This is a genomic window from Salinisphaera sp. T5B8, from assembly GCF_040361255.1.
GTDB lineage: Bacteria > Pseudomonadota > Gammaproteobacteria > Nevskiales > Salinisphaeraceae > Salinisphaera.
The window spans coordinates 146,994-167,010 of record NZ_APNG01000004.1; the positions used below are offsets into that span (position 1 = coordinate 146,994).

At 63.1% G+C, this 20,017-nt stretch carries 22 protein-coding genes; 5 read left to right on the top strand and 17 right to left on the bottom strand.

Annotation, left to right across the window (positions count from 1 at the left end; all coding sequences use genetic code 11):
- Positions 1-87: 87 nt before the first annotated feature.
- From T5B8_RS05140 to metG, 6 genes are all read right to left on the bottom strand, one after another.
- Positions 88-798, bottom strand: coding sequence for a phosphoglycolate phosphatase (locus tag T5B8_RS05140; RefSeq protein ID WP_353176829.1), 711 nt, complete (start codon positions 796-798; stop codon positions 88-90).
- Entirely contained in the window at positions 795-1,460 is a 666-nt protein-coding gene (locus tag T5B8_RS05145) for a fumarylacetoacetate hydrolase family protein (protein ID WP_353176831.1), read from the bottom strand. Before T5B8_RS05145 ends, T5B8_RS05140 begins: the two co-directional genes overlap by 4 nt.
- Positions 1,457-2,104, bottom strand: a complete 648-nt coding sequence (gene nth, locus T5B8_RS05150) for an endonuclease III (RefSeq protein ID WP_353176832.1) — start codon at positions 2,102-2,104, stop codon at positions 1,457-1,459. Before nth ends, T5B8_RS05145 begins: the two co-directional genes overlap by 4 nt.
- Positions 2,105-2,810: 706 nt before the next feature.
- Complete coding sequence (locus T5B8_RS05155) at positions 2,811-3,467, bottom strand: RnfABCDGE type electron transport complex subunit B (protein WP_353176834.1); 657 nt, start codon at positions 3,465-3,467, stop codon at positions 2,811-2,813.
- The gene (locus tag T5B8_RS05160; protein WP_353176836.1) at positions 3,467-4,099 is read right to left on the bottom strand and encodes an NYN domain-containing protein; all 633 of its coding nucleotides are present in this window, start codon (positions 4,097-4,099) and stop codon (positions 3,467-3,469) included. Before T5B8_RS05160 ends, T5B8_RS05155 begins: the two co-directional genes overlap by 1 nt.
- Before the next feature lie 119 nt (positions 4,100-4,218).
- The gene (gene metG / locus T5B8_RS05165) at positions 4,219-6,273 is read right to left on the bottom strand and encodes a methionine--tRNA ligase (RefSeq protein WP_353176838.1); all 2,055 of its coding nucleotides are present in this window, start codon (positions 6,271-6,273) and stop codon (positions 4,219-4,221) included.
- Positions 6,274-6,394: 121 nt separating this feature from the next.
- Here metG and apbC point away from each other — a divergent pair, with 121 nt between their 5' ends.
- Complete coding sequence (gene apbC, locus T5B8_RS05170; RefSeq protein WP_353176840.1) at positions 6,395-7,486, top strand: iron-sulfur cluster carrier protein ApbC; 1,092 nt, start codon at positions 6,395-6,397, stop codon at positions 7,484-7,486.
- A gap of 305 nt (positions 7,487-7,791) precedes the next feature.
- Here the strand turns inward: apbC and T5B8_RS05175 are convergent, their stop codons facing one another.
- Positions 7,792-8,694 carry a LysR substrate-binding domain-containing protein gene (locus tag T5B8_RS05175; RefSeq protein ID WP_353176841.1) on the bottom strand — a complete coding sequence of 301 codons (903 nt, stop codon included), beginning with the start codon at positions 8,692-8,694 and terminating at the stop codon, positions 7,792-7,794.
- A gap of 117 nt (positions 8,695-8,811) precedes the next feature.
- On the opposite strand from T5B8_RS05175, the gene T5B8_RS05180 reads away from it, so the two are divergent.
- Positions 8,812-9,111, top strand: a complete 300-nt coding sequence (locus T5B8_RS05180) for a YjiS-like domain-containing protein (RefSeq protein ID WP_353176843.1) — start codon at positions 8,812-8,814, stop codon at positions 9,109-9,111.
- Between the two features lie 152 nt (positions 9,112-9,263).
- Here the strand turns inward: T5B8_RS05180 and T5B8_RS05185 are convergent, their stop codons facing one another.
- A complete protein-coding gene (locus tag T5B8_RS05185; RefSeq protein ID WP_353176845.1) occupies positions 9,264-10,271 on the bottom strand; it encodes a zinc-dependent alcohol dehydrogenase family protein in 1,008 nt (335 codons plus the stop codon).
- A 137-nt stretch (positions 10,272-10,408) separates the two neighbouring features.
- Here T5B8_RS05185 and dcd point away from each other — a divergent pair, with 137 nt between their 5' ends.
- A complete protein-coding gene (dcd, locus tag T5B8_RS05190; protein WP_353176847.1) occupies positions 10,409-10,975 on the top strand; it encodes a dCTP deaminase in 567 nt (188 codons plus the stop codon).
- A 15-nt stretch (positions 10,976-10,990) separates the two neighbouring features.
- Here dcd and T5B8_RS05195 read toward each other — a convergent pair whose 3' ends face one another.
- Genes T5B8_RS05195 through T5B8_RS05210 form a run of 4 tightly spaced genes read right to left on the bottom strand, consistent with a single transcriptional unit; the run spans position 10,991 to position 13,746 of the window.
- On the bottom strand, positions 10,991-11,752 hold the full coding sequence (locus tag T5B8_RS05195; RefSeq protein ID WP_353176848.1) for a DUF3108 domain-containing protein: 762 nt from the start codon (positions 11,750-11,752) through the stop codon (positions 10,991-10,993).
- Complete coding sequence (purN, locus tag T5B8_RS05200) at positions 11,721-12,413, bottom strand: phosphoribosylglycinamide formyltransferase (RefSeq protein ID WP_353176849.1); 693 nt, start codon at positions 12,411-12,413, stop codon at positions 11,721-11,723. Before purN ends, T5B8_RS05195 begins: the two co-directional genes overlap by 32 nt.
- Positions 12,410-13,453, bottom strand: coding sequence for a phosphoribosylformylglycinamidine cyclo-ligase (gene purM, locus T5B8_RS05205; protein ID WP_353176851.1), 1,044 nt, complete (start codon positions 13,451-13,453; stop codon positions 12,410-12,412). The genes purN and purM overlap by 4 nt, the downstream gene beginning before the upstream one ends.
- Positions 13,450-13,746, bottom strand: coding sequence for a hypothetical protein (locus T5B8_RS05210; protein ID WP_353176852.1), 297 nt, complete (start codon positions 13,744-13,746; stop codon positions 13,450-13,452). Before T5B8_RS05210 ends, purM begins: the two co-directional genes overlap by 4 nt.
- A 26-nt stretch (positions 13,747-13,772) precedes the next feature.
- Between T5B8_RS05210 and T5B8_RS05215 the strand changes: the two genes are divergently transcribed.
- Positions 13,773-14,825 (top strand): AI-2E family transporter, encoded by a 1,053-nt coding sequence (locus T5B8_RS05215; protein ID WP_353176854.1) that lies wholly within the window; start codon positions 13,773-13,775, stop codon positions 14,823-14,825.
- A gap of 28 nt (positions 14,826-14,853) precedes the next feature.
- Positions 14,854-15,540: a DnaA regulatory inactivator Hda gene (hda, locus tag T5B8_RS05220; RefSeq protein ID WP_353176856.1), complete on the top strand. Its 687-nt coding sequence runs from the start codon at positions 14,854-14,856 to the stop codon at positions 15,538-15,540.
- A gap of 636 nt (positions 15,541-16,176) precedes the next feature.
- Here hda and T5B8_RS05225 read toward each other — a convergent pair.
- The 5 genes from T5B8_RS05225 to T5B8_RS05245 all read right to left on the bottom strand — a co-directional run bounded on the left by T5B8_RS05225 (position 16,177) and on the right by T5B8_RS05245 (position 20,005).
- Positions 16,177-16,533: a DUF2069 domain-containing protein gene (locus T5B8_RS05225; protein ID WP_353176858.1), complete on the bottom strand. Its 357-nt coding sequence runs from the start codon at positions 16,531-16,533 to the stop codon at positions 16,177-16,179.
- Positions 16,533-17,150, bottom strand: coding sequence for an NAD(P)H:quinone oxidoreductase (gene wrbA, locus T5B8_RS05230; protein ID WP_353176860.1), 618 nt, complete (start codon positions 17,148-17,150; stop codon positions 16,533-16,535). The genes T5B8_RS05225 and wrbA overlap by 1 nt, the downstream gene beginning before the upstream one ends.
- Positions 17,147-17,542: an arsenate reductase family protein gene (locus T5B8_RS05235; RefSeq protein WP_353176861.1), complete on the bottom strand. Its 396-nt coding sequence runs from the start codon at positions 17,540-17,542 to the stop codon at positions 17,147-17,149. Before T5B8_RS05235 ends, wrbA begins: the two co-directional genes overlap by 4 nt.
- A gap of 40 nt (positions 17,543-17,582) precedes the next feature.
- Positions 17,583-18,203, bottom strand: coding sequence for a transglycosylase SLT domain-containing protein (locus T5B8_RS05240; RefSeq protein WP_353176863.1), 621 nt, complete (start codon positions 18,201-18,203; stop codon positions 17,583-17,585).
- Positions 18,204-18,304: 101 nt separating this feature from the next.
- The gene (locus tag T5B8_RS05245; protein WP_353176864.1) at positions 18,305-20,005 is read right to left on the bottom strand and encodes a proline--tRNA ligase; all 1,701 of its coding nucleotides are present in this window, start codon (positions 20,003-20,005) and stop codon (positions 18,305-18,307) included.
- Positions 20,006-20,017 lie beyond the last annotated feature (12 nt).

Below are 20,017 nucleotides of genomic sequence, written 5' to 3' on the forward strand. Positions count from 1 at the left end.
CTCCTCCCACGTCGTTATTTCGTTGCATCGTCCCGTAAAGGCGACGAAATGACAACTGATCTTTTTAGAAACGCACGATGGCGGTAGCTATAGGAGTTCGGCGAGCGAGTCGACTTGATGATCGGGCAGGCTGGCGGCGATGGGTTCACCGTGGTTGTAGCCGTAGGTCACCGCCAGGGTGCGAAAACCGGCCGCCTTGCCGGCCGCGATATCGTGACGCGAATCGCCGACCATCAAGGCATGCGCGGGCGCGACACCGGCATGCTCGCCGCAGTACAACAGCGGCGCCGGATGCGGCTTCTTCTGCGTCAGACTGTCGCCGCCCAGCGTGAGCGCGAAAAAGCGCGTGAGCTGGAAGTGGGCAAGAATCGGGTCGATGAAGGCGACCGGCTTGTTCGTGACCAGCGCACAGGTGACGCCGCGCGTCGCCAAACTGTCCAGGCACTGACGCACGCCGTCATATAGCCGCGTTCGGGCGCACGGTGCGGCGGCATAATGTTCGAGAAAGCGCGCGTGGGCGGCGTCGAGATCGGCGCGATCGAGCGCATCGGCAGCGGTGGTGCATGCATGTGCCAGCGCGCGTTCGACGAGTTTGTGGCTGCCGTTGCCCACCCAGTCGCGCACCCGTGCGATGCCTGCGGGCGCCAGGCCGCGTTCCTGCAATGTGGTATCCATGGCTGCCGCCAGATCGGGCACCGAGTCGATCAGGGTGCCATCGAGGTCGAACACCACCAGGTCGATATCGGCCAGCGCGGGGTGTAAGGCGACCGGGGTGCCGGTGACTTCGGATGGGTTCACGCGATCGTCCATTCGGCGCCGGGTAGCTGGTCGGCGCTGAGTTGCAGGTGCATGCCCGGCTGCAGTGGCCCCACACCTTCCGGCGTGCCGGTGAAGATCAGGTCCCCGGCGAGCAGCTGCCAGTGGGCGCTGAGCATGGCGATCAGGTCTGCCACGCCCACGAGCATGGCTGCGGTATGGCCGTGCTGGCGAACCTCGCCGTCGATGGCCAGCTCGAAATGCAGATCGGCGAGGTCGATATCGTCGTCAAGGGGGATCATCGGCCCCAGCGGCGCGCTGTGATCGAACGCCTTGGCTTTTTCCCAGGGCTCGCCGGTGTTCTTCAAATCGGTCTGGACATCGCGCAGGGTCAGGTCCAGGCCCAGGCCGATGCCGGCGATATGCTCGCGTGCGGCCTCGGGGGTGATATCGCGACCGCCGCTGCCGATTTCCACGACCAGTTCGGTTTCGTAATGAATGGCGCCGACATCATCGGGCAGGGTGATGGCCTCGCCGGGCGCGACCAGCGCGCTGGCGGGCTTCATGAACACCACCGATTCCTTGCCGCTGAGCGTGTTGCCCAGTTCCTCGATGTGCTTGGCGTAATTGCGCCCGATGCAGAAGATGCGCGGTGTATTGCGCGCGGCAAAGGCGTCGGCCGGGCGGCTATGGTCGTGGTTCATGTGGTTTGCTCGCTCAAATTCTTGTGCCGATATTCGCATAGACCGACGATACGACAGTCGTCGCATAGCGGTTTGCGAGCCTTGCAGGTGTAGCGCCCATGCAGAATCAGCCAGTGGTGCGCATCCAGCAGAAATTCCTTGGGCACCAGACGCATAAGGCGATCCTCGACCGCGCGTACTGTCTTGCCGGGTGCGATGCCGGTCCGATTGGATACGCGAAAGATATGCGTATCCACCGCCATAGCCGGCTTGCCGAACGCCGTATTGAGCACCACGTTGGCGGTCTTGCGGCCCACGCCCGGGAGTGCCTCCAGTGCCTCTCGCGTATCCGGCACTTCGCCGTCATGTTCCTCGACCAGCGCGCGGCAGGTTTTCATGATGTTCGTGGCCTTGCTGTTATACAGCCCGATGGTCTTGATGTAGTCCTTGAGCCCATCCTCGCCGAGATCGAGGATCGCCTGCGGCGTGTTTGCCGCGGGGAACAGCTTCGCCGTGGCCTTGTTCACGCCCACGTCGGTCGCCTGGGCGGACAGGATGACCGCGATCAGCAGTTCGAAGGCCGAATCGTAGCGCAGCTCGGTTTGCGGATTCGGGTTGGCGTCGCGCAGACGCTCAAATATTTCGGTGCGTTTGGCTTTGTTCATGGGTCAGGCCGTGGCGCGGCAAAAGAGGGCAATCGGGGCGGGATTGTATCGGCTTCGTGCCTCAAGCGATGCGCAGACTGGGCGACGGTGCCGCGGTGCCTGGCCGCGGATTGCCATTAGTGTGCTGTTCGAAGAGCGCTTTAAAGCATCTATCCGCAGATTACGCCGATTACGCAGATTTATTGATTTGGCCGTGGTGGACGATTGGTTTAATCGGTGCTTTGAGCTGGGCGGAGTTGGCGGCGAAGAAAGGTCCGCAGATCGACACAGATCACGCAGATCGAAGAACGAGTATTTGCGGTCGTTCGCTGGCGGCTCGCGCTGTGTCGTGCGCTTACTGATCTGTGTTATTTGCGCAATCTGCGGTTCCGCTTGAACAACGAAGCCGCGGCACAGGGCTAATAGCGAGCTGCGGAGTATTATTGGGCGCGAACATCGGCCCAGCAGGCGTTCGAGCAATCCGACCTTCGCCTTATTCGCGTGTCTTCGCGTTCATTTGCGGACAACCTGCTTGCTTGCGCCCCGACTTCGATGCCATTAGCGCAACAGGAAAGTCTGCCGATCGAGGGACGAATGCGCGGCGGTTCGCAGGCGTCTGGCGCATAGGCGGCGCTTTTCTAATCTGGGTAATCTGTGAAATCTGTGGTTCGTCTTGAAGAACGAAGCCACAGCACATCATCACCGATTGATATCGGCCGGGGTGGCGTCACTCGCGCCCGGCGCGGCGGGCCTTGGCGCGGGCGATGGCATCGGCGATGGTGGATTTCTTGGCCTCGGACGTGGCCTGTGCATCTTCGCGTGCATCCACCGTGGCCTCGTGGCGGCTGGCGCGGCGACGACGCGTGGTATGCCGGTTAAGCCGCTTCTGGCGTGCTTCGAACAGGCGGCGCGAACGGGCGGCGCGTTCGGCGTCGATTTCGCGGGCCGGGGGCCAGACCGGCTGGCCGCTGTCGGCTTCGGATTCTGGCATGTCGATACAGTCGACCGGGCAGGCCGGCACACACAGCTCGCAGCCGGTGCAGTCGAATTCGATGACGGTATGCATCTGCTTGGCCGCGCCGATGATGGCGTCGGTTGGGCAGACCTGAATACAGCGGGTACAGCCGATGCATTCGTCCTCGCGAATGAAGGCGACCTTGGGCAGGCTGGCATCGCCGCATTCCGGGTCGATCGGTTTGATCGCCTGGCCGGTGAGCTCGGCCAGCCGGGCCACCGTGGCATCGCCGCCGGGCGGGCAGCGGTTGATACCCGTTTCTCCGGCCGCGATCGCCTCGGCGTACGGCCGACAGCCGTCGTAGCCGCAGCGCCGACACTGGGTCTGGGGCAGCAGGGCATCGATATTGTCACTAATATCGGAGGGCACTACTGGATAGGTATATCGAGCACTGCGTCTGCATCCGCCTTCAGTTCACGACGCACGTTATGATCCATATGATCGAGATATATCCGTATGCCTTCGCGACGGGCGAACCTAAACGCGGGGACCAAATCGCTGTCGCCCGTGGCGACAACTATGGTGTCTACGAAACGGCGTAAAGAAAGTCTGGCGATATCCAGGCCAATCCGTAGATCGACACCTTTCTGTGCCGTGTTGGGCACGAGGTCGTTCGCTTGCAGCGGCCGAGGCTCGCCCTTGGTCAATGCTCGCATGGCAGAGCTACCAATTTTCCAGTCACGCGTCATCGTTTCGCCCATGCGAAGCGCGAAATTCGGCAGCATTTCCAGGCGATCCAGGAGACTCTTGTGTTGGCGGAACACGTCGGTCCGAGATAGATCGAGCATCTCGCGACTAATCGGGTTCAAGAGCGTTTCCTGGGCCGGCGGTGCGTGATAAAAGTAGATACGCAGTAGCGATTCTTGGGCCAGGAGAGGATGTTGTTGCAAGCGCGAGCAAGCGGCCTGAATATCCTCGGCGCTGGGGAAGCGTCGTAATTCGCGTTGCAGCTTCTTTATTACAAAGCCGCCGTCGAGCAAAATTGCGTATCTATCAGCCATAAAAATGGACCGCTAACCGCTCGTGGCACCGAAGTGCACTTGAATCAGTAACGAACGGCGCGGTCACTTCTTCTATCAATGGGGATGGTATACCCATTGGGTTCTGCTCGCAAAGTGGGTTATTTCACCTTGTCGCCAGGTTTCGCGCCATCGTCGGGCGAGAGAATATGCGGCGAGTCGCCGGCGGCGAGCAACATGCCTTCGGATACGCCGAAGCGCATCTTGCGCGGGGCGAGGTTGGCGACCATGACGGTCAGCCGGCCTTCGAGCTGGGCCGGGTCGTAGGCCGACTTGATCCCGGCAAAGACCTGCTTCTTGCCCAGCGCACCCACGTCGAGCGTCAGGCGCAGCAGTTTGTCGGCGCCTTCGACATGGTCGGCGGCCTCGATACGCGCAATGCGCAGGTCCACCTTGGCGAAATCGCCGATCTCGATGGTATCGCTGTCCACGGCGGCTTCGTCCTTCTTCTGCGGTTTGTTGTCTGCGGTTTTCGGTTCGGCTTCGGGCTGGGCCTGCGGCGCGGACTTGGCTGCGAGGTCTTCCTGGCTGGCCTCGATCATCTTGTCGATGGCCGGCTGTTCGACGCGGCGCAGCAGCGGTTTGAAGCGCTGAATCTCGCCCGATATTGGCGTGGCCAGATCGGCCCAGGTCAACGAATCGACGTTCAAAAATGCTTCGGCGCGCTCGGCGGTTTCCGGCAGCACCGGCTTGAGATAGATCGTGAGCTGGGCGAACAGGGCGAGGGCGGTGGTACAGATCTGTTGCAGTTCGTCTTCGCGGCCGTCTTCCTTGGCCAGCTGCCAGGGCGCGCGTTCGGCGACATAGGCATTGGCCTCGTCCGCCAGCGCCATGATCTGGCGGATGGCCTGGGCGAAACGGCGCTGTTCGTAGTGTTCGGCGATCTCGTCGGCCGCAGCGGCAAAGCGCTCGAACAGCTCCGGCGCGTCCAGCGTATCCGCGAGCTGACCGTCGAAGCGCTTGGTAATAAAGGTCGCACTGCGCGAGGCGATATTGACGTACTTGCCGACCAGGTCGGAGTTGATGCGCGCGCGGAAGTCGTCGAGGTTCAGATCCAGATCCTCGACCTTGCCGGAGAGCTTGGCGGCAAAGTAGTAGCGCAAAAATTCCGCCGGCATATGGTCGTGCCAGGTGCGCGCCTTGATGAAGGTGCCGCGCGACTTGGACATCTTCTCGCCGTTGACGGTGAGAAAGCCGTGCGCATGGATACCCGTGGGCGTGCGATAGCCCGCGCCTTCGAGCATGGCCGGCCAGAACAGCGCATGGAAATAGACGATGTCCTTGCCGATGAAGTGATACAGCTCGGCCTTCGAATCGGGCTTGAAGAAGGTGTCGAAGTCGAGATCGTCGCGACGCTTGCACAGGTTCGCGAAGCTGGCCATATAGCCGATTGGCGCATCCAGCCACACGTAGAAGTATTTGTCGTCCGTCCCCGGGATCTTGAAGCCGAAATAGGGCGCATCCCGGGAGATGTCCCAGTCCTTGAGTCCAGCTTCGAACCATTCGTCGAGCTTGCGGGTGACCGCTTCCTGGAGGTGATCGCTACGCGTCCAGTCGTGCAGGAATTTCTCGAAATCGCCGAGCTGGAAGAAGTAGTGCTCGGAATCGCGCTCCACCGGCGTAGCGCCGGAGAGCACGGACACCGGGTTGATCAGTTCGGTGGGCTGATAGGTCGCACCGCATTTTTCGCAGGCGTCGCCGTACTGATCCGGCGCGCCGCATTTCGGGCATTCGCCGCGAATGAAGCGATCCGGCAGAAACATCTGTTTTTCTTCGTCGAAGGCCTGCGAGATGGTACGACGCGCGATATGGCCGGCCTTGTCGAGCCGGGTATAGATTTCGCTCGCCAGCTCGCGGTTTTCGTCCGAATGGGTCGAGTGGTAGTTGTCGAAGCCGATCAGGAAATCGTCGAAATCGCGCTTGTGCTCGGCGCCGACATCGGCGATGAGCTGCTCGGGTGCGATGCCCATGTCGCGCGCCTTGAGCATGATGGGCGTGCCGTGCGCGTCGTCCGCGCAGACATAGATACAGCGATTGCCGCGCAGCTTCTGGAAGCGCACCCACACATCGGTCTGGATGTATTCCACCAGATGGCCCAGATGAATCGAGCCATTGGCATAGGGCAGGGCAGAGGTAACGAGAATATCGCGCGCCATAACAGGCTTTCTTGTCGGCTGTCGAAAGCCCGCCAGTATGCCACAGCCGTGCCCGGCCGGCCGGCGGTGGCTGCTATCATTGGCGCCGTTTCAATTGACCGAATCAATCCTGGAAAGCGCCATGAGCGATGCCCTAAAACAGACCGTCGAAACCGAACTCGGCCGTTTCCACGAGCCCTATCTGGATACCGACCTGATCAGCGCGCGCGCGGTGCGTTCGCTGGAGGTGAAGGGCGAGCGCGTGACCCTCGAACTCGATCTGGGCTTTCCCTGCGGCGATTATGGCCAGACGCTGGCCGAACAGGTGCGTACCATGCTCGAGGCGGTCGACGGCATCGAGCGCGCCGATGTCACCGTGGGTTTTTCGGTCGCCGCACGCGCGGTGCAGCCGTCGCTCAAGCGTGTCGAAGGTGTGCGTAACATCATCGCCGTGGCTTCGGCCAAGGGCGGTGTCGGCAAGTCGACGGTCGCGGCAAACCTCGCGCTGGCACTCAAGGCCGACGGCGCCTCGGTCGGCCTGCTCGATGCCGATATCTACGGCCCCAGCCAGCCGCGGCTGATGGGTATCGAAGGCCGTGCCCAGGCGAAGGACGGCAAGATGTTGCTGCCCATGCAAGCGCACGGCATGCAGACCATGTCGATCGGCTATCTCATCGACAAGGATTCGCCGGCCATCCTGCGTGGACCCATGGTGACCTCGGCGCTGCAGCAGATGCTGTTCCAGACCGCCTGGGACGACCTCGACTATCTGATCATCGATCTGCCGCCGGGGACCGGCGATATCCAGCTCACCCTGGCCCAGAAAGTGCCGGTGTCGGGCGCGGTGGTGGTGACCACGCCGCAGGATCTGGCGCTCATCGACGCCCGCAAGGGCGTGGAGATGTTCAACAAGGTCAACGTTCCCGTGCTGGGCATCGTCGAGAATATGAGCACGCATATCTGCTCGAACTGTGGCCACGAAGAAGCGATCTTCGGCGCCCACGGCGGCCAGACGCTGGCCGATGAATACGATGTCGGCCTGCTGGGCGAACTGCCGCTGGATATCTCCATCCGCGAAAATGCCGATGCGGGTCATCCCAGCGTGGTGGCCGACCCGCAGGGCAATATCGCCAGCGCCTATTTCGATATGGCACGACGTACCGCCGCGCGTCTGTCGCAGCAGAAGAAGGACTACGCCGGCAAGTTCCCGAACATCAAGGTGGAAAGTACCTAGGGAAGCTCTGCACAACCTCTCGCGGGTCGCGTTCGCCCTGAAAAGACTTCAAGGTCACAGACGTTGCGACAAGGCGTCCGAGCGCAGCGCCTGCCTCATTGGCAGATCAAACTCGGGAACGCAGTCGCGGCGTCTGTGAGGCCGAACCGCTTAGCGGCCGGGGCTTTGCGCGCGCTTGATCGGCGTCAGTGTTCGCTACCGTGCAGCAAGCACGCGACGCTCTCACTTCCTTGTCAATCGCACGCAAAGCACACGGCGCGACCGCGACAGGTTATGCAGAGCTTCCACAGGCGCGTTACAGGCGCCTAGCCGCGCAGCGCGCGAAACGCCTCGACCACGTGCTGCGCCAGGGCCTTGCCGGCCTCCGAACAATGCGCGCCGAATACGAGCGCCGTATGGGTATCGATCAGCGGCGGTAATTGCGGCTCGTCCAGGATTTCCAGGTCCGCTGAATCCACCAGCGGGCGCGGGAACGGCGCGATGGCCAGATCGGCAAGCACAGCCGCGCGCTGGCCGGCGCTGTGATCGCTGCTGTAGGCCACGCGATAACGCCGGCCGGCCCGGTCGAGCGCATCGATCGCGCTGGCACGCCAGGCACAGCCGGGTTCGGCCAGGGCCACGGGCAACGGCTCGCGCAGCTTCGCACTGCCGCCGCGTCGGGCCGCCCAGACCAGCGGCTCGCTGTGTACGATCTCGCCACGCTCGCTATCAACTTCCCGGCTGCCGACGGTGACGAGCGCGAAATCGATTTGCTCCGCGTCGAGGCGTTCGAGGATCACGCGGCTGGTGCCCGTGATCACATCCACCTGCACCGCGGGGTTGGAGCGTGCAAAGGCCGCCAGCACCCGCGGCAGGATGCGCCCGCCCACATCATCCGGCGTGCCCACCCGCACCGTGCCGTCGAGCGCGGGGGCGAGAAAACAGGCCACGGCTTCGGCATTCAGCGCCAGCAGCTGGCGCGCGTAGCGCAACAGCAGTTCGCCGTGTTCGGTGAGTTGCACGCGGCGTGCCTCGCGTACGAACAGGCGCTTGTCGAGCGTGGTTTCCAGGCCCTTGATCTGCATGCTCAACGCCGAAGGCGTACGGAATACCGCCTTGGCCGCGCGCGTGAAGCTGCCGTGCTCGGCGATAGCCACGAAACTGCGTAGCACCTCGGTATCGAGTAGTCGCTCGGTGGCGCCGCTGGTTTGGCCGGGCAGTCCAGTCATTGCGTTGTGTTAAATAAAACTGAAAGCAGAGTATAGATCTTTTCGCTGTATTGAAAAGCAGGATGCTTCCATGCTGATCCCGTTGCCAAGACATCGGTCACGCATCTGGAGGTATGTATGTGTCAATCGCCTGTCGAACATCGCCACGAGACCGGGCGCAGGTCTGGGTCTAGGTCGATCAGCCCGCAGATCGAGCGGCTCTATATGCCGGCCATGCCGCCGCTATGGCTGTTCGCACTGATCGGGCGTGCCCTGGCACGGTGGCGCAAGCGCCGGGCGGTCAAGGCACTGCTCAAGCGCGACGACCATATTCTGTGCGATCTGGGCTATAGCCGCGGCGAACTCCGGCGGCAGCTGGGCCAACCGGGCCTGGATGTATCCGTGCGCTGTAATCGAACCCCATGCGACGGGTCGTGAACGAGCGGGCAACGCTTTACGCGACGGCAGCCCGGCGACGGACCGGACTGCCGCTTATCGCGTGACGAAAACAGCGCGACGCGTGGCTCGAGGCGCGGATGGCGGACAACATGCATGCGTTCGCGCAAGCACATACATCACCAACTGTGCATTTACGCGTTGCGCGCCTCGTCGGCGATATCGATCACGATCTTTCCGACGGCCGCGCCCGCTTCCAGATGCGAATGCGCGGCGGCCACATCGCCGAGCGTGAAGCGGCGCTCGTCGAGCAGCGGCTTGAGCTGATCGGTCGCGGCGAGCGCGGCGGCCTTGGTCAGAATCTCGCCGTGGTGCTGGGGATGCACGCCGTGCAGCATGCTGGTGAGCATGAAGATGGTATGCAGCGTGAGGCTCTTGGTATGCATCGGGGTCAGGTCGGCCTCGTATTGCGACACGATGGTCGCGACCTGACCGTTGACCCGCGCTCCTGAAAAAGACGTCGCGATATCCGAACCGCCGGTGGCGTCGAAGACCACGTCGAAACCGCGGCCCGAGGTCAGGCGCTGGACGTAGTCCTCGACGCTTTCCTCGCGGTAGTTGATGGTTTCGTCGGCGCCCATGCGGCGGGCGATATCGGCCTTGGCGGCAGACGAAATGGTGGCTGCCACGCGTGCGCCCTGGGCCTTGGCCAGCTGGATGGCGATATGGCCCACGCCACCCGCGCCGCCGTGGATGAGCACATGATCGCCGGGGGCGATCCGGGTGCGATCGACCATCGCCTCCCAGGCGGTGATGGTCACCAGCGGCAGGGCCGCGGTTTCGCGCCAGTTCAGCGCGTCCGGCTTGAAGGCCATGAAGGCGGCATCGACAGCAATATATTCGCCGTAGGCGCCGCCGCGCCCGCGCAAACCGCCCGCGCAGCCATAGACCGCATCGCCGTTTTTGAAGCGGGTGACGCCTTCACCCACGGACTCGACCACGCCGGCCACGTCGCAGCCGAGCACGCCGGGCAGTTCCGGCGCGATCGGCGGGCCGGCGGCGCGCAGCTTGGTATCGACCGGATTCACGCTCGACGCGATCTGGCGCACCAGCAGCTGACCGGGTCCGGGCGAGGGGGTATCGATTTCGGCGGCTTCGAAGACATCGGGGGCGCCGAATTCGCGAATGAGCTGAACCTGCATGGCGGGCTCCTGAAAAGGTGTGAATCACAGACCGCCCAACGATACGCGATCATGCCGGCCGGCTCAGCCCGCGGATAGGCGTGGGGTGCGCCAAACAGCTAAACTGCGCGCTTTGCCCGCCGCGCAGAGTCGAGTCGATGAGTATCAAATCGGATAAGTGGATCCGCCGCATGGCCGCCGAACACGGCATGATCGAGCCGTTCGAGCCCGGCCAGGTCAAGGAAAACGAAACAGGCCGCATCGTGTCCTATGGCGTATCCAGCTACGGCTACGACGTGCGCTGCTCGCCGCATTTCAAGATATTCACCAATATCAATACTGCGGTGGTGGATCCGAAAGCCTTCGACCAAAAGAGCTTTCAGGATTTCGAGGGCGATATCTGCATCATTCCGCCCAATTCCTTCGCGCTGGCCTCGACGGTGGAGTATTTCCGTATTCCGCGCAGTGTGCTCACCATCTGTCTGGGCAAGTCCACCTATGCCCGCTGCGGCATTATCGTGAACGTCACGCCGCTGGAGCCGGAGTGGGAAGGCCACGTGACCCTGGAATTCTCTAACACCACCACACTGCCGGCCAAGATCTACGCCAACGAAGGCGTCGCCCAGATGCTGTTTCTGGAATCGGACGAAGTCTGCGAAACGTCCTACAAGGATCGTGGCGGCAAGTATCAGGGCCAGCGCGGCGTGACCCTGCCGCGTACTTGATATGCCCGTGGTGCGCTAGCGCTCAAGCGCGGTGAGCTGCATCCGAAAGACGCCGGTCTTGGGTTTTTCGTGCTCGACCTGTACCGGAATCCAGTCGGCGTTGCGCGCCAGCCAGAAGCGCAGGCCGCGCTTGGGGTCGTCCACGCGTTCGATCTTGAGCGTGTCGTAGCGCCCGGCCGGGGTCTTGATCCGGCCGCCATCGCTGGCCCGTAGCCGATAGGTCTTGTGCTTCTTTTCGTCGATGAGCTCGAAATCGCGCTCGCCGGCGTTATCCGGATCGGCGGTGCTGGCCACCCAACGCCGTGCCGCAATCTGAATCGACAGTGGGTCGAAGGCCTGTTCGCCCAGGGACAGGGTTTTGGTATCGCCGGCTTCGCTGCGATAGGTCACTTCATGGTTCGACCAGTCGAAGTCCAGCGCATAGCTGTCTTCGGTGTTGCCCTGCATATGATGCGAAAAGTGCTGCGGGCGAACCACGCCGTCTTCGATACAGAAACGGCTTTCGTCGTTCACGTCGCCCACGAACACCCGCACGATGGCGTTGGGGTTGGCTTCGCCGCGAAATACAAAGCAATTGTCGCTGCCGTCGCGGGCGAGGGAGAACCGGGTGGTGCCAAGGGTGACCGCCCCGCGTTTGACCTTGAACTGGGCATCGAAAGGTTGCATTACATCGGCTCCGGCAAGCGGTGAAAACAGCAGGGCGAGCAGCAGCACGCCGAGCGCGACCCAGCGCGTGGGTCGCGGCTCATGAAAGCGCCAGCCGGTCGTAGTGGTCATGCGGGCAGTGCTCCTGCAGGCGCTGGTCGCGCCAGACCACGCCATCCTTGAAAAACACACGCCCGGCCACGAGCTCGGCCAGCGCGGCCGGGTAGAGACGTTGCTCGACCTCGGCCATCACCCGTTCGGCGAGTGTTTCCGGCGTATCGTCGGCCGCGACCGCGATACTGCCCTGGCGAATGAGCGGCCCGTCATCCAGATCCGGGGTGACGAAATGCACACTTGCGCCGTGGCGTGTATCGCCATTGGACAGCGCGCGCTCGTGCGTGTTCAGCCCCTTGTAGCGCGGCAGCAACGACGGGTGAATGTTGACGAGCTTGCCATCGAAGCGTTCCACGAAGGCCTGGCTCAATATGCGCATGAAGCCGGCGAGCACCACCCAGTCGGGGCGCGCAGCCGATATGCGCGCGGCCAGGGCGCGGTCGAAATCCTCACGGTGTCTGAAACCGCTGGCCTCGATACACACACAGTTGAGCCCAGCCAGTCGCGCGATCTGCATGCCCGGCGCATCGGCGCGATTGCTGATGACCAGCGCGATTTCGGCATTCAGCTCGCCGGCGTCGATTGCTTGGATGATCGCCTGCAGATTGCGCCCGCGCCCGGAAATGACCACCACCAGACGCGGCAATGCCGGCGTCTTTTGCTCGGTTTCGATACTCAAACCAGGCGAACGGCGTCGTCGTCGGCGTTTTCGCGCGCGTGGATGTGTCCGATTTCAAAGACCTGTTCCCCGGCGCCGGTGAGCACATCAATCGCCTGGGCGCGTTGATCGGCCGGTACCACCACGCAATAGCCAATGCCGCAGTTGAAGGTGCGCGCCATTTCGCTGTCGCTGACGTTGCCGGCCTCGGCAAGCCAGTCGAAGATGGCCGGGCGTTTCCAGGCGCTGCGCTCGATGGTCGCCGCCAGATGATCCGGAATCACGCGGGCGAAGTTCTCGGCCAGCCCGCCGCCGGTGATATGGGCCATGGCCTGGACATCCACTGCCGCCAGCAATGCCTGGATGGCCTTAACGTAAATGCGCGTGGGCGCGAGCAGCGCATCGGCCAGACTCTGTTCGCCCAGACGTGTTTCCAGCGTGGCCCCAGCCACCTCGAGAATACGGCGCACCAGCGAGTAGCCGTTGGAATGCGGACCCGAGGCAGCCAGGCCGAGCACGACGCTGTCTTCGGCGAGGCGACTGCCGTCGATGCGTTTGTCGTATTCGACCACGCCCACACAAAAACCGGCCAGATCGAAATCGCCGCTGGCATACATGCCGGGCATTTCCGCGGTTTCGCCGCCCACGAGCGCCGCGCCGGCCTGGCGACAGCCCTCGGCGATGCTCTTGATCACGGGCGCGGCAACTGCGGCGTCCAGATGCGCGGTGGCGTAGTAGTCCAGGAAGAACAGCGGCTCGGCGCCGGTGACCAGCACGTCGTTGACGCACATGGCCACGAGATCGATACCGATGCCGTCGAAGCGCTTCGCATCGATAGCCAGGCGCAGCTTGGTGCCTACACCGTCGGTGCCGGATACCAGTACCGGCCGGCGATAGCGATCCACCGGCAACTCGAACAGGCCGCCGAAACCGCCCAGGCCGCCGATCACTTCGGGCCGACGGGTGGCCTCCACCGGTTCGCGGATTTCATCGACCAGACGATTGCCGGCATCGATATCCACGCCGGCATCGGCATAGCTCAGAGAAGGACGTTGGCTCACGTGAAATCGCTCGCGGTTGAAAGAGATTGAACCCGATGGGGCCGGTCGTGCGTGTTATTGTAACGCGGGTATCCGAGGCTGTTGCCAGCCCTGTCGATCGCAGCGATCCGGCAGTGGCCGGGCAGGCACGCATGCACCAGCGTGCCAGCGATTGGCGGATACGCAATTTGACCGAGCTTGCGGTTGTTCAACGTCGTTTCCATGTCGAGGTATGCGTGCAACACCAGTGGATTGACCGGGGCCGCACCGGCCGGCACGCCATCGCAGCGTGCATTCGCGCGCAATCGGTGCATGCCATGACATTCGGGGGCTAGCGTTCATGCTGAAAAGCCAGCGCAATATCTTCATCGGCCTTGTCGTATTCGTGGTGTTCACGATCTGGCTGCTGGGCTCGATTCTGACCCCGTTCATCATCGGTGCGGGGCTGGCTTATATGTGCGATCCCGTTGTCGACCGCCTCGAGCGTTTGCGCATGTCGCGTACCAGTGGCGTGGTGGTGGTGTTCGCGGTGGTCACGGTCGTGCTGTCGTTGTTGATGCTGTTGTTGCTGCCGCAATTGCAGAAGCAGCTCAATACGCTGATCCAGAATCTGCCGCGTTATCTCGACTGGATTCAGCGGGCCACTGCCCCCTACCTGGGCTCGTTCGGTCGCAATGGCCATTCGCTCGACGTGGAGTCGATCAAGACGCTGATTGCCGACAACTGGGGTACGGCCGGCGGGTTTGCCACTACTGTTGCCAAGAAGGCGTTTTCCTCGGGCACCGCGCTCATGGCGATCGCCATGAATCTGCTGCTGATCCCGGTCATCATGTTCTATCTGCTGCGCGACTGGGATCACATGGTCGCCTGGATCAAGTCGCAGCTGCCGCGTCGCTATGTCGGCACCATCAGCGAACTCGCACAGGAAACCGACCAGGTGCTGGGCCAGTTCATTCGCGGCCAGTTGCTGGTCATGACCGTGCTCGGTTCGATCTATATCGTCGGCCTGTGGCTGGCCGGCCTCGATCTGGCCCTGGTCATCGGCCTGGGCGCTGGGCTGGTGAGTTTCGTGCCCTATGTGGGCGTGATCAGCGGCCTGCTGGTGTCCAGCATCGCCATGCTGGTACAGACGGGCGATCCGTTCCAGCTGGTCTGGGTATTCATCGTGTTCGGCATCGGCCAGGTGCTCGAACAGGTGATTCTGCAGCCGCTGCTGCTCGGCGATGCCATCGGCCTGCATCCGGTCTGGGTGATCTTTGCGGTGCTCGCCGGTGGTCAGATCCTGGGCTTTGTGGGCGTGCTCATTGCCTTGCCGGTGGCTGCGGCCATGGCCGTGATCGTGCGCTATGGCGGGCGCCAGTGGCGTTCCAGCCGGGCCTATCTCGACCACTGATGTTCGTGTTCTGGACGGGGCCGCGCTGATGGCGACACAGTTGATTCTGGGCGTACAACTGCCACAGAGCGCGACCCTGGATGCCTTTGTCGGCGAGACCAATGCGCCGGTACGCGCGGCGGTGGCCCAGATCGTCGACGGGCGTAGCGAGCGGCTGTTCGTACACGGCCCCGAGGCCAGCGGCAAGACGCATCTGTTACAGGCCGCCTGTCGCGCGGCGGGCGATGCCGGCGCACGCAGTGTTTATGTGCCGCTGGAACAGGTCGCCGATCAGGCCGAATCCTTACTGGCCGGACTTCAGGATATGGACTGCGTGTGTATCGACGACGTTGCCGCGATTGCCGGCGATCGCGATGCCGAGATCGCGCTGTTGAGTCTGACCGACGGCCTGCGTGCCCGTGGCGGGCGCCTACTCGCGGCCGATCGCCATCCACCGGGCGAAATCGGTCTGGCGCTGCCCGATCTGGCCAGCCGCCTGGCCTGGGGCGGGGCGATCGCCACCGCCGAACTCGACGATGCCGACAAGCATGCGCTACTGGTCGAGCGCGCTGCCCAGCGCGGCATGACCCTGCCGGATGCCACCGCACGCTGGCTGTTGCGCCACGGCGCACGCGACGTGCCGGCGCTTATGCGCGCGCTGGATACCCTCGATCATGCCTCGCTCGCGGCGCATCGACGCCTGACCATTCCATTCGTCAAGCAGATCCTCGGCTAACGCCGGGCGGCGGTAGTTCGTTTTCGCCCGCGCATGGGCTTGGGTCTTTCAATCTGTGTAATCTGGGAAATCTGAGGTTCCGCTTTAACAACGAAGCCGCCGAACAGCGTGGTTGAAAACGCCCGCCCACATCGGCGTCTGTCGGTGGACAGCCTTTAGGGCGTTACGCGATGGTTCCCGAAAGGCAGTGATCCGCAGATTACGCAGATTTAATGATTTGGCCGTGGCGGGCGATTGGCTTACATCGGCCTTTTGGGCGGGGTGGCGTTGGCGGCGAAGAACGGTTCGCAGATCGACGTAGATCACGCAGATCGAAGAGAGATTTATCGCGGTTCGTTGGCGCTTGGCGCATAGGCAGCGCTCTTCTAATCTGCGTCATCTGCGAAATCTGCGGTTCCGCTTTAAGAACGAAGCCGCCGAACAGCACGGTTGAAAACGTCCGCCGACATCGGTGCCCGTCTGCGGTGTGTATGTGGCGTGAACATCAGACCCTCAGGCGTTCGGGTAATCGGACCGTCGCCTTATTCGCGTGTCTTCGCTTTCATTTGCGGACAACCTGCCTGCTTGAGCGTAGTGAGCAGCATTTCATACCTAACCGAGAGCGGGTTTGAAGCGCGGATGTCGCAAAGCAACGGTTTAGGAGCTACGCCGCTGGGCTTCGCGCTCGCGCGCATCCCATTTGGCGAATACCACGGTGCCTACGAACATGGCGATACTTGCACCCAGGCACAGGTCGACCGCCAGGCTGGGCTTGCCGGAAATATATTCGACCATCGCATAGGCCATATAGAACAATGCCGCCATCGACGCCCAGGCCGCGGTATAGATACGGGCCCGCGCCAGGCCGTTGAGCGATGCCAGCAGCGGCAGGCTGAAGATCGAGGCCAGCAGCAGCCGTTCCATGGTATGAACACCGGCAATCCAGAACAGGCTTGCGATCAACGCGATATTGCCGAGTACGGCCATCAGCAGGGCATAACGGGACCAGCGCATTACGATTGCCCCAGCTTGAGTGCGGTTCGGGCCACGCGCTCGCCCAGATTGCGTGCGAGCTGGCGTTCGATATCGGTCAGCGGGTGATCGCCCATGACGCCGGACACGTGGCTGGCGCCGTAGGGCGTGCCGCCGCTGTCGGTTTCGGCGAGCAGATTGTCGGCGGTATAGGTCAGGCCCAAGATCAACATGCCGTGGTGGAGCAGCGGCAACATCATGCTGGTGAGCGTGGTTTCCTGGCCGCCATGCAGGCTGCCCGTGGAGGTGAACACCGCGCCAGGCTTGTCGGCGAGCGTACCCGATAGCCACTGCCCGGACAGGGTATCGATGAAGTGCTTGAGCGGCGCGGCCATGTTGCCGAAGCGTGTGGGCGAGCCCAGGATCAGCCCGGCGCAGTCTTCGAGATCGTCGTGGCTGACATAGGGCGCGCCTTGTTCGGGCACCGCCGGTGCGCTGGCCTGCGTATCGGGCGAGACCTCGGGCACGGTGCGTACACGCGCCTGCATCGGTTTCGCACGGGCCACGCCGCGGGCAATTTCATTGGCCAGTGCCGCGGTGGCGCCGTTGCGGCTGTAGTAGAGCACGAGAATTTCGTTACTTGAACGCGCGTTGCTCATGAATCGGAGTCCTGACGAGAGTCGATAAGTTCGAATACGCGCTCGGGCGGGCGTGCGATGAGCGCGTGTGTGCCAAGCTGAATTACCGGGCGTTGCATGAGGGCCGGCTGATCCAGCAACAGGCTTAGCACGCGCTCGCGATCGAGCGTCTGCGCGCTGTAGCCACTGTCTGCAAACGCCGTATCACCGGTGCGCACCAGCGATGCCGGTGGGCTGTCCAGCCCATCGAGCAACGCGCCCAGCTCTGCGGCGCTGGGCGGATTTTTCAGATAATCGCGCACTTGGGGGGTATGCCCGGCCTCTTCGAGCAGCGCCAGGGTCGCCCGTGATTTCGAACAGCGTGGGTTGTAGTACAAACGCATGGCAGTGGCGGGTGAAAACGGGCGGCTCATCCTGCGGCGCGCGTGTCGACAACGCAATGCCGCGTAGCGATCAGCGGGCGTACCAGCGTGTCTGCAACGCACTGGCCACCCGCGAGGGATACCAGTACTGGCCGAGGCTGCCGTTGTAGCGCGCCAGCGCACGGGTGAGATCGCCATCTTCCTTGTCGAGATAGAAGGCCAGAATCGTGCAGCCGTAACGCAGGTTGGTGCGCATATCGAAGAGGTTGTCGTCAGGCCGGCCGATTTCGTCGATCCAGAACGGCATGATCTGCATCAGCCCGATCGCGCCCGCCGAGGAAACGGCAAAGCGTTGAAAGGCGGATTCGACCTGGATCAGCGATAGCACGACCTGCGGGTCCAGCCCGGCACGCGCGGCTTCGGCATGCACGGTCTTGAGCAAAGCCATACGCCGGCCCACATCGGGCATGAGCCGCTCCAGGCGGGTCGACATATCCAGTAGCCACACCTCGGCCTCGAAACGGTTGGAAAACGTGGCCGAATCGTGAACCGCGTTCATGAGCGCACGTCGCAGTGCCGGGTCCACGGTCTCCGGCTGGGCCGCGGCGGCATGCCCGGGCGTGCTCGCGAACACCGCGCAGCCCAGCGCGGCGCAGCACAGCATGCGCGCCAGCCACCGGCGAATACGCGATTGCGGATACGTCTCGGACAAACTCGCTCCCCGTTACCCCGGATTCGTCGGCCGTCGATGCGGCCCGCGAGTCGGGCGCGGCGCCGGCATGTCGTGTGGCCAATCTTCGACGTTATCGGCGCCTAGCGACCCAACTTTTGGCGCAGCGCTTCAACGCTGTGTTCGATCTGACTGTTTTCGCTGTCGCGCCGGCCCTTGTATTCGAGCGTGCCGGCCTCCAGCCCGCGATCGGAAACGACCACCCGATGCGGTATGCCGATGAGCTCGGCATCGGCGAACATCGGGCCCGGGCGCAGGCCGCGGTCGTCGAGCGCAACATCGATGCCCACCCGACGGCATTCGGCATACAGGTTTTCGCAGGCCTCACGCACCGCCGCCGACTTATCAGCCTTGATCGGGATGATGACCAGCTCGAAGGGGGCGATCGCGGTGGGCCAGCAAATGCCGGCGTCGTCGAAGCACTGCTCGATGGCGGCGGCGACGATGCGCGATACGCCAAAGCCGTAGCAGCCCATTTGCGGGGTCACGGACTGGCCGTTTTCGTCGAGTACGGTTAGTTCCAGCGCACGGCTGTACTTGTCGCCAAGCTGAAACACATGGCCGACTTCGATGCCGCGCAGAATCGACAGCGGCGAGCCGTCCGGGCTCGGATCACCCGCCACCACATTGCGCAGGTCGGCGAATTCCGGCTCCTGCGTATCGCGACCCCAGTTGAAGTTCACGAAGTGCACGCCATCGCTGTTGGCACCCACGGCCATGTCGGCGGCGTTCTGGACCGCGTAATCAGCGATTACGCGTACATCGACACCCACCGGGCCGAGCGAGCCCGGGCCGGCGCCGAAATGCTTGCGGATGACGGCTTCCTCGGCGAATTGAAGCGGCGTGGCGATGCCGTCGATGCCCTCGGCCTTGATTTCGTTGAGCGTATGATCGCCGCGCAGTACCAGCAGCACCGGGCGCTCGTCGTCGCCCATGACCACGATTGCCTTGGCGGTGGACTCGGCCGGCAGATCGAGCGCGCTGCACAGCTCGGCGATCGTGGCGACACCGGGTGTGTCCACACGGCGCAGCTCGCCGGTGGCGCTCGGGCGCGGCGTATCGCTGGCCCGCGTTACGGCGGCTTCGATATTAGCGGCATAGCCACCGTTTTCGGCGACCGCGAGTTCGTCTTCGCCGGCATGAGCGAGCACGTGGAATTCCTCGGACTTCGCACCGCCGATCGCGCCGGAATCCGCCGCGACCACGCGGTAATCCAGGCCGATGCGATCGAGAATACGCGCATAGGCGGCGCGCATGACGTGATATTCGCGATCCAGATCCGCGGCGTTCATATGAAAGGAGTAGGCATCCTTCATGATGAATTCGCGCGCGCGCATCAGGCCGAAACGCGGCCGGATCTCGTCGCGAAACTTGGTCTGGATCTGGTAGAAATTCACCGGCAGCTGCTTGTAGCTGCTGATATCGCGCTTGGCGTAATCGGTGATGACTTCTTCATGGGTCGGGCCGAAACAGTACTGGCGATCGAGCCGGTCGGTCATGCGCAGCATGAGATCGCCCATGGCGTCCCAGCGCCCGCTCTGCTGCCAGAGTTCGGCCGGTTGCACGGCGGGCATGAGTACTTCCAGCGCGCCGGCCGCGTCCATTTCCTCGCGCACGATGTTTTCCACCTTGCGCAATACCCGCATGCCCAGCGGCGTCCAGGTATACAGGCCGGCACCGAGCTTGCGGATCATGCCGGCACGCAGCATCAGCTGATGCGACACGATTTCGGCATCGGCCGGGGTTTCCTTGGTAGTGGACAGGGCGAAGGCGGATAGACGCATGGGCGAAGGCCG

Bases quoted from the DNA above. Each gene is read 5' to 3' on its own strand.
- T5B8_RS05195 (WP_353176848.1), bottom strand. From the start codon at position 11,752: ATGACCACTACGACCGGCTGGCGCTTTCATGAGCCGCGACCCACGCGC.
- T5B8_RS05185 (WP_353176845.1), bottom strand. From the start codon at position 10,271: ATGCAGGTTCAGCTCATTCGCGAATTCGGCGCCCCCGATGTCTTCGAA.
- apbC (WP_353176840.1), top strand. From the start codon at position 6,395: ATGAGCGATGCCCTAAAACAGACCGTCGAAACCGAACTCGGCCGTTTC.
- T5B8_RS05235 (WP_353176861.1), bottom strand. From the start codon at position 17,542: ATGAGCCGCCCGTTTTCACCCGCCACTGCCATGCGTTTGTACTACAAC.
- T5B8_RS05245 (WP_353176864.1), bottom strand. From the start codon at position 20,005: ATGCGTCTATCCGCCTTCGCCCTGTCCACTACCAAGGAAACCCCGGCC.
- T5B8_RS05180 (WP_353176843.1), top strand. From the start codon at position 8,812: ATGTGTCAATCGCCTGTCGAACATCGCCACGAGACCGGGCGCAGGTCT.
- T5B8_RS05215 (WP_353176854.1), top strand. From the start codon at position 13,773: ATGCTGAAAAGCCAGCGCAATATCTTCATCGGCCTTGTCGTATTCGTG.
- T5B8_RS05145 (WP_353176831.1), bottom strand. From the start codon at position 1,460: ATGAACCACGACCATAGCCGCCCGGCCGACGCCTTTGCCGCGCGCAAT.
- nth (WP_353176832.1), bottom strand. From the start codon at position 2,104: ATGAACAAAGCCAAACGCACCGAAATATTTGAGCGTCTGCGCGACGCC.
- dcd (WP_353176847.1), top strand. From the start codon at position 10,409: ATGAGTATCAAATCGGATAAGTGGATCCGCCGCATGGCCGCCGAACAC.
- hda (WP_353176856.1), top strand. From the start codon at position 14,854: ATGGCGACACAGTTGATTCTGGGCGTACAACTGCCACAGAGCGCGACC.
- T5B8_RS05225 (WP_353176858.1), bottom strand. From the start codon at position 16,533: ATGCGCTGGTCCCGTTATGCCCTGCTGATGGCCGTACTCGGCAATATC.
- metG (WP_353176838.1), bottom strand. From the start codon at position 6,273: ATGGCGCGCGATATTCTCGTTACCTCTGCCCTGCCCTATGCCAATGGC.
- T5B8_RS05160 (WP_353176836.1), bottom strand. From the start codon at position 4,099: ATGGCTGATAGATACGCAATTTTGCTCGACGGCGGCTTTGTAATAAAG.
- wrbA (WP_353176860.1), bottom strand. From the start codon at position 17,150: ATGAGCAACGCGCGTTCAAGTAACGAAATTCTCGTGCTCTACTACAGC.
- T5B8_RS05210 (WP_353176852.1), bottom strand. From the start codon at position 13,746: ATGCACCGATTGCGCGCGAATGCACGCTGCGATGGCGTGCCGGCCGGT.
- T5B8_RS05175 (WP_353176841.1), bottom strand. From the start codon at position 8,694: ATGACTGGACTGCCCGGCCAAACCAGCGGCGCCACCGAGCGACTACTC.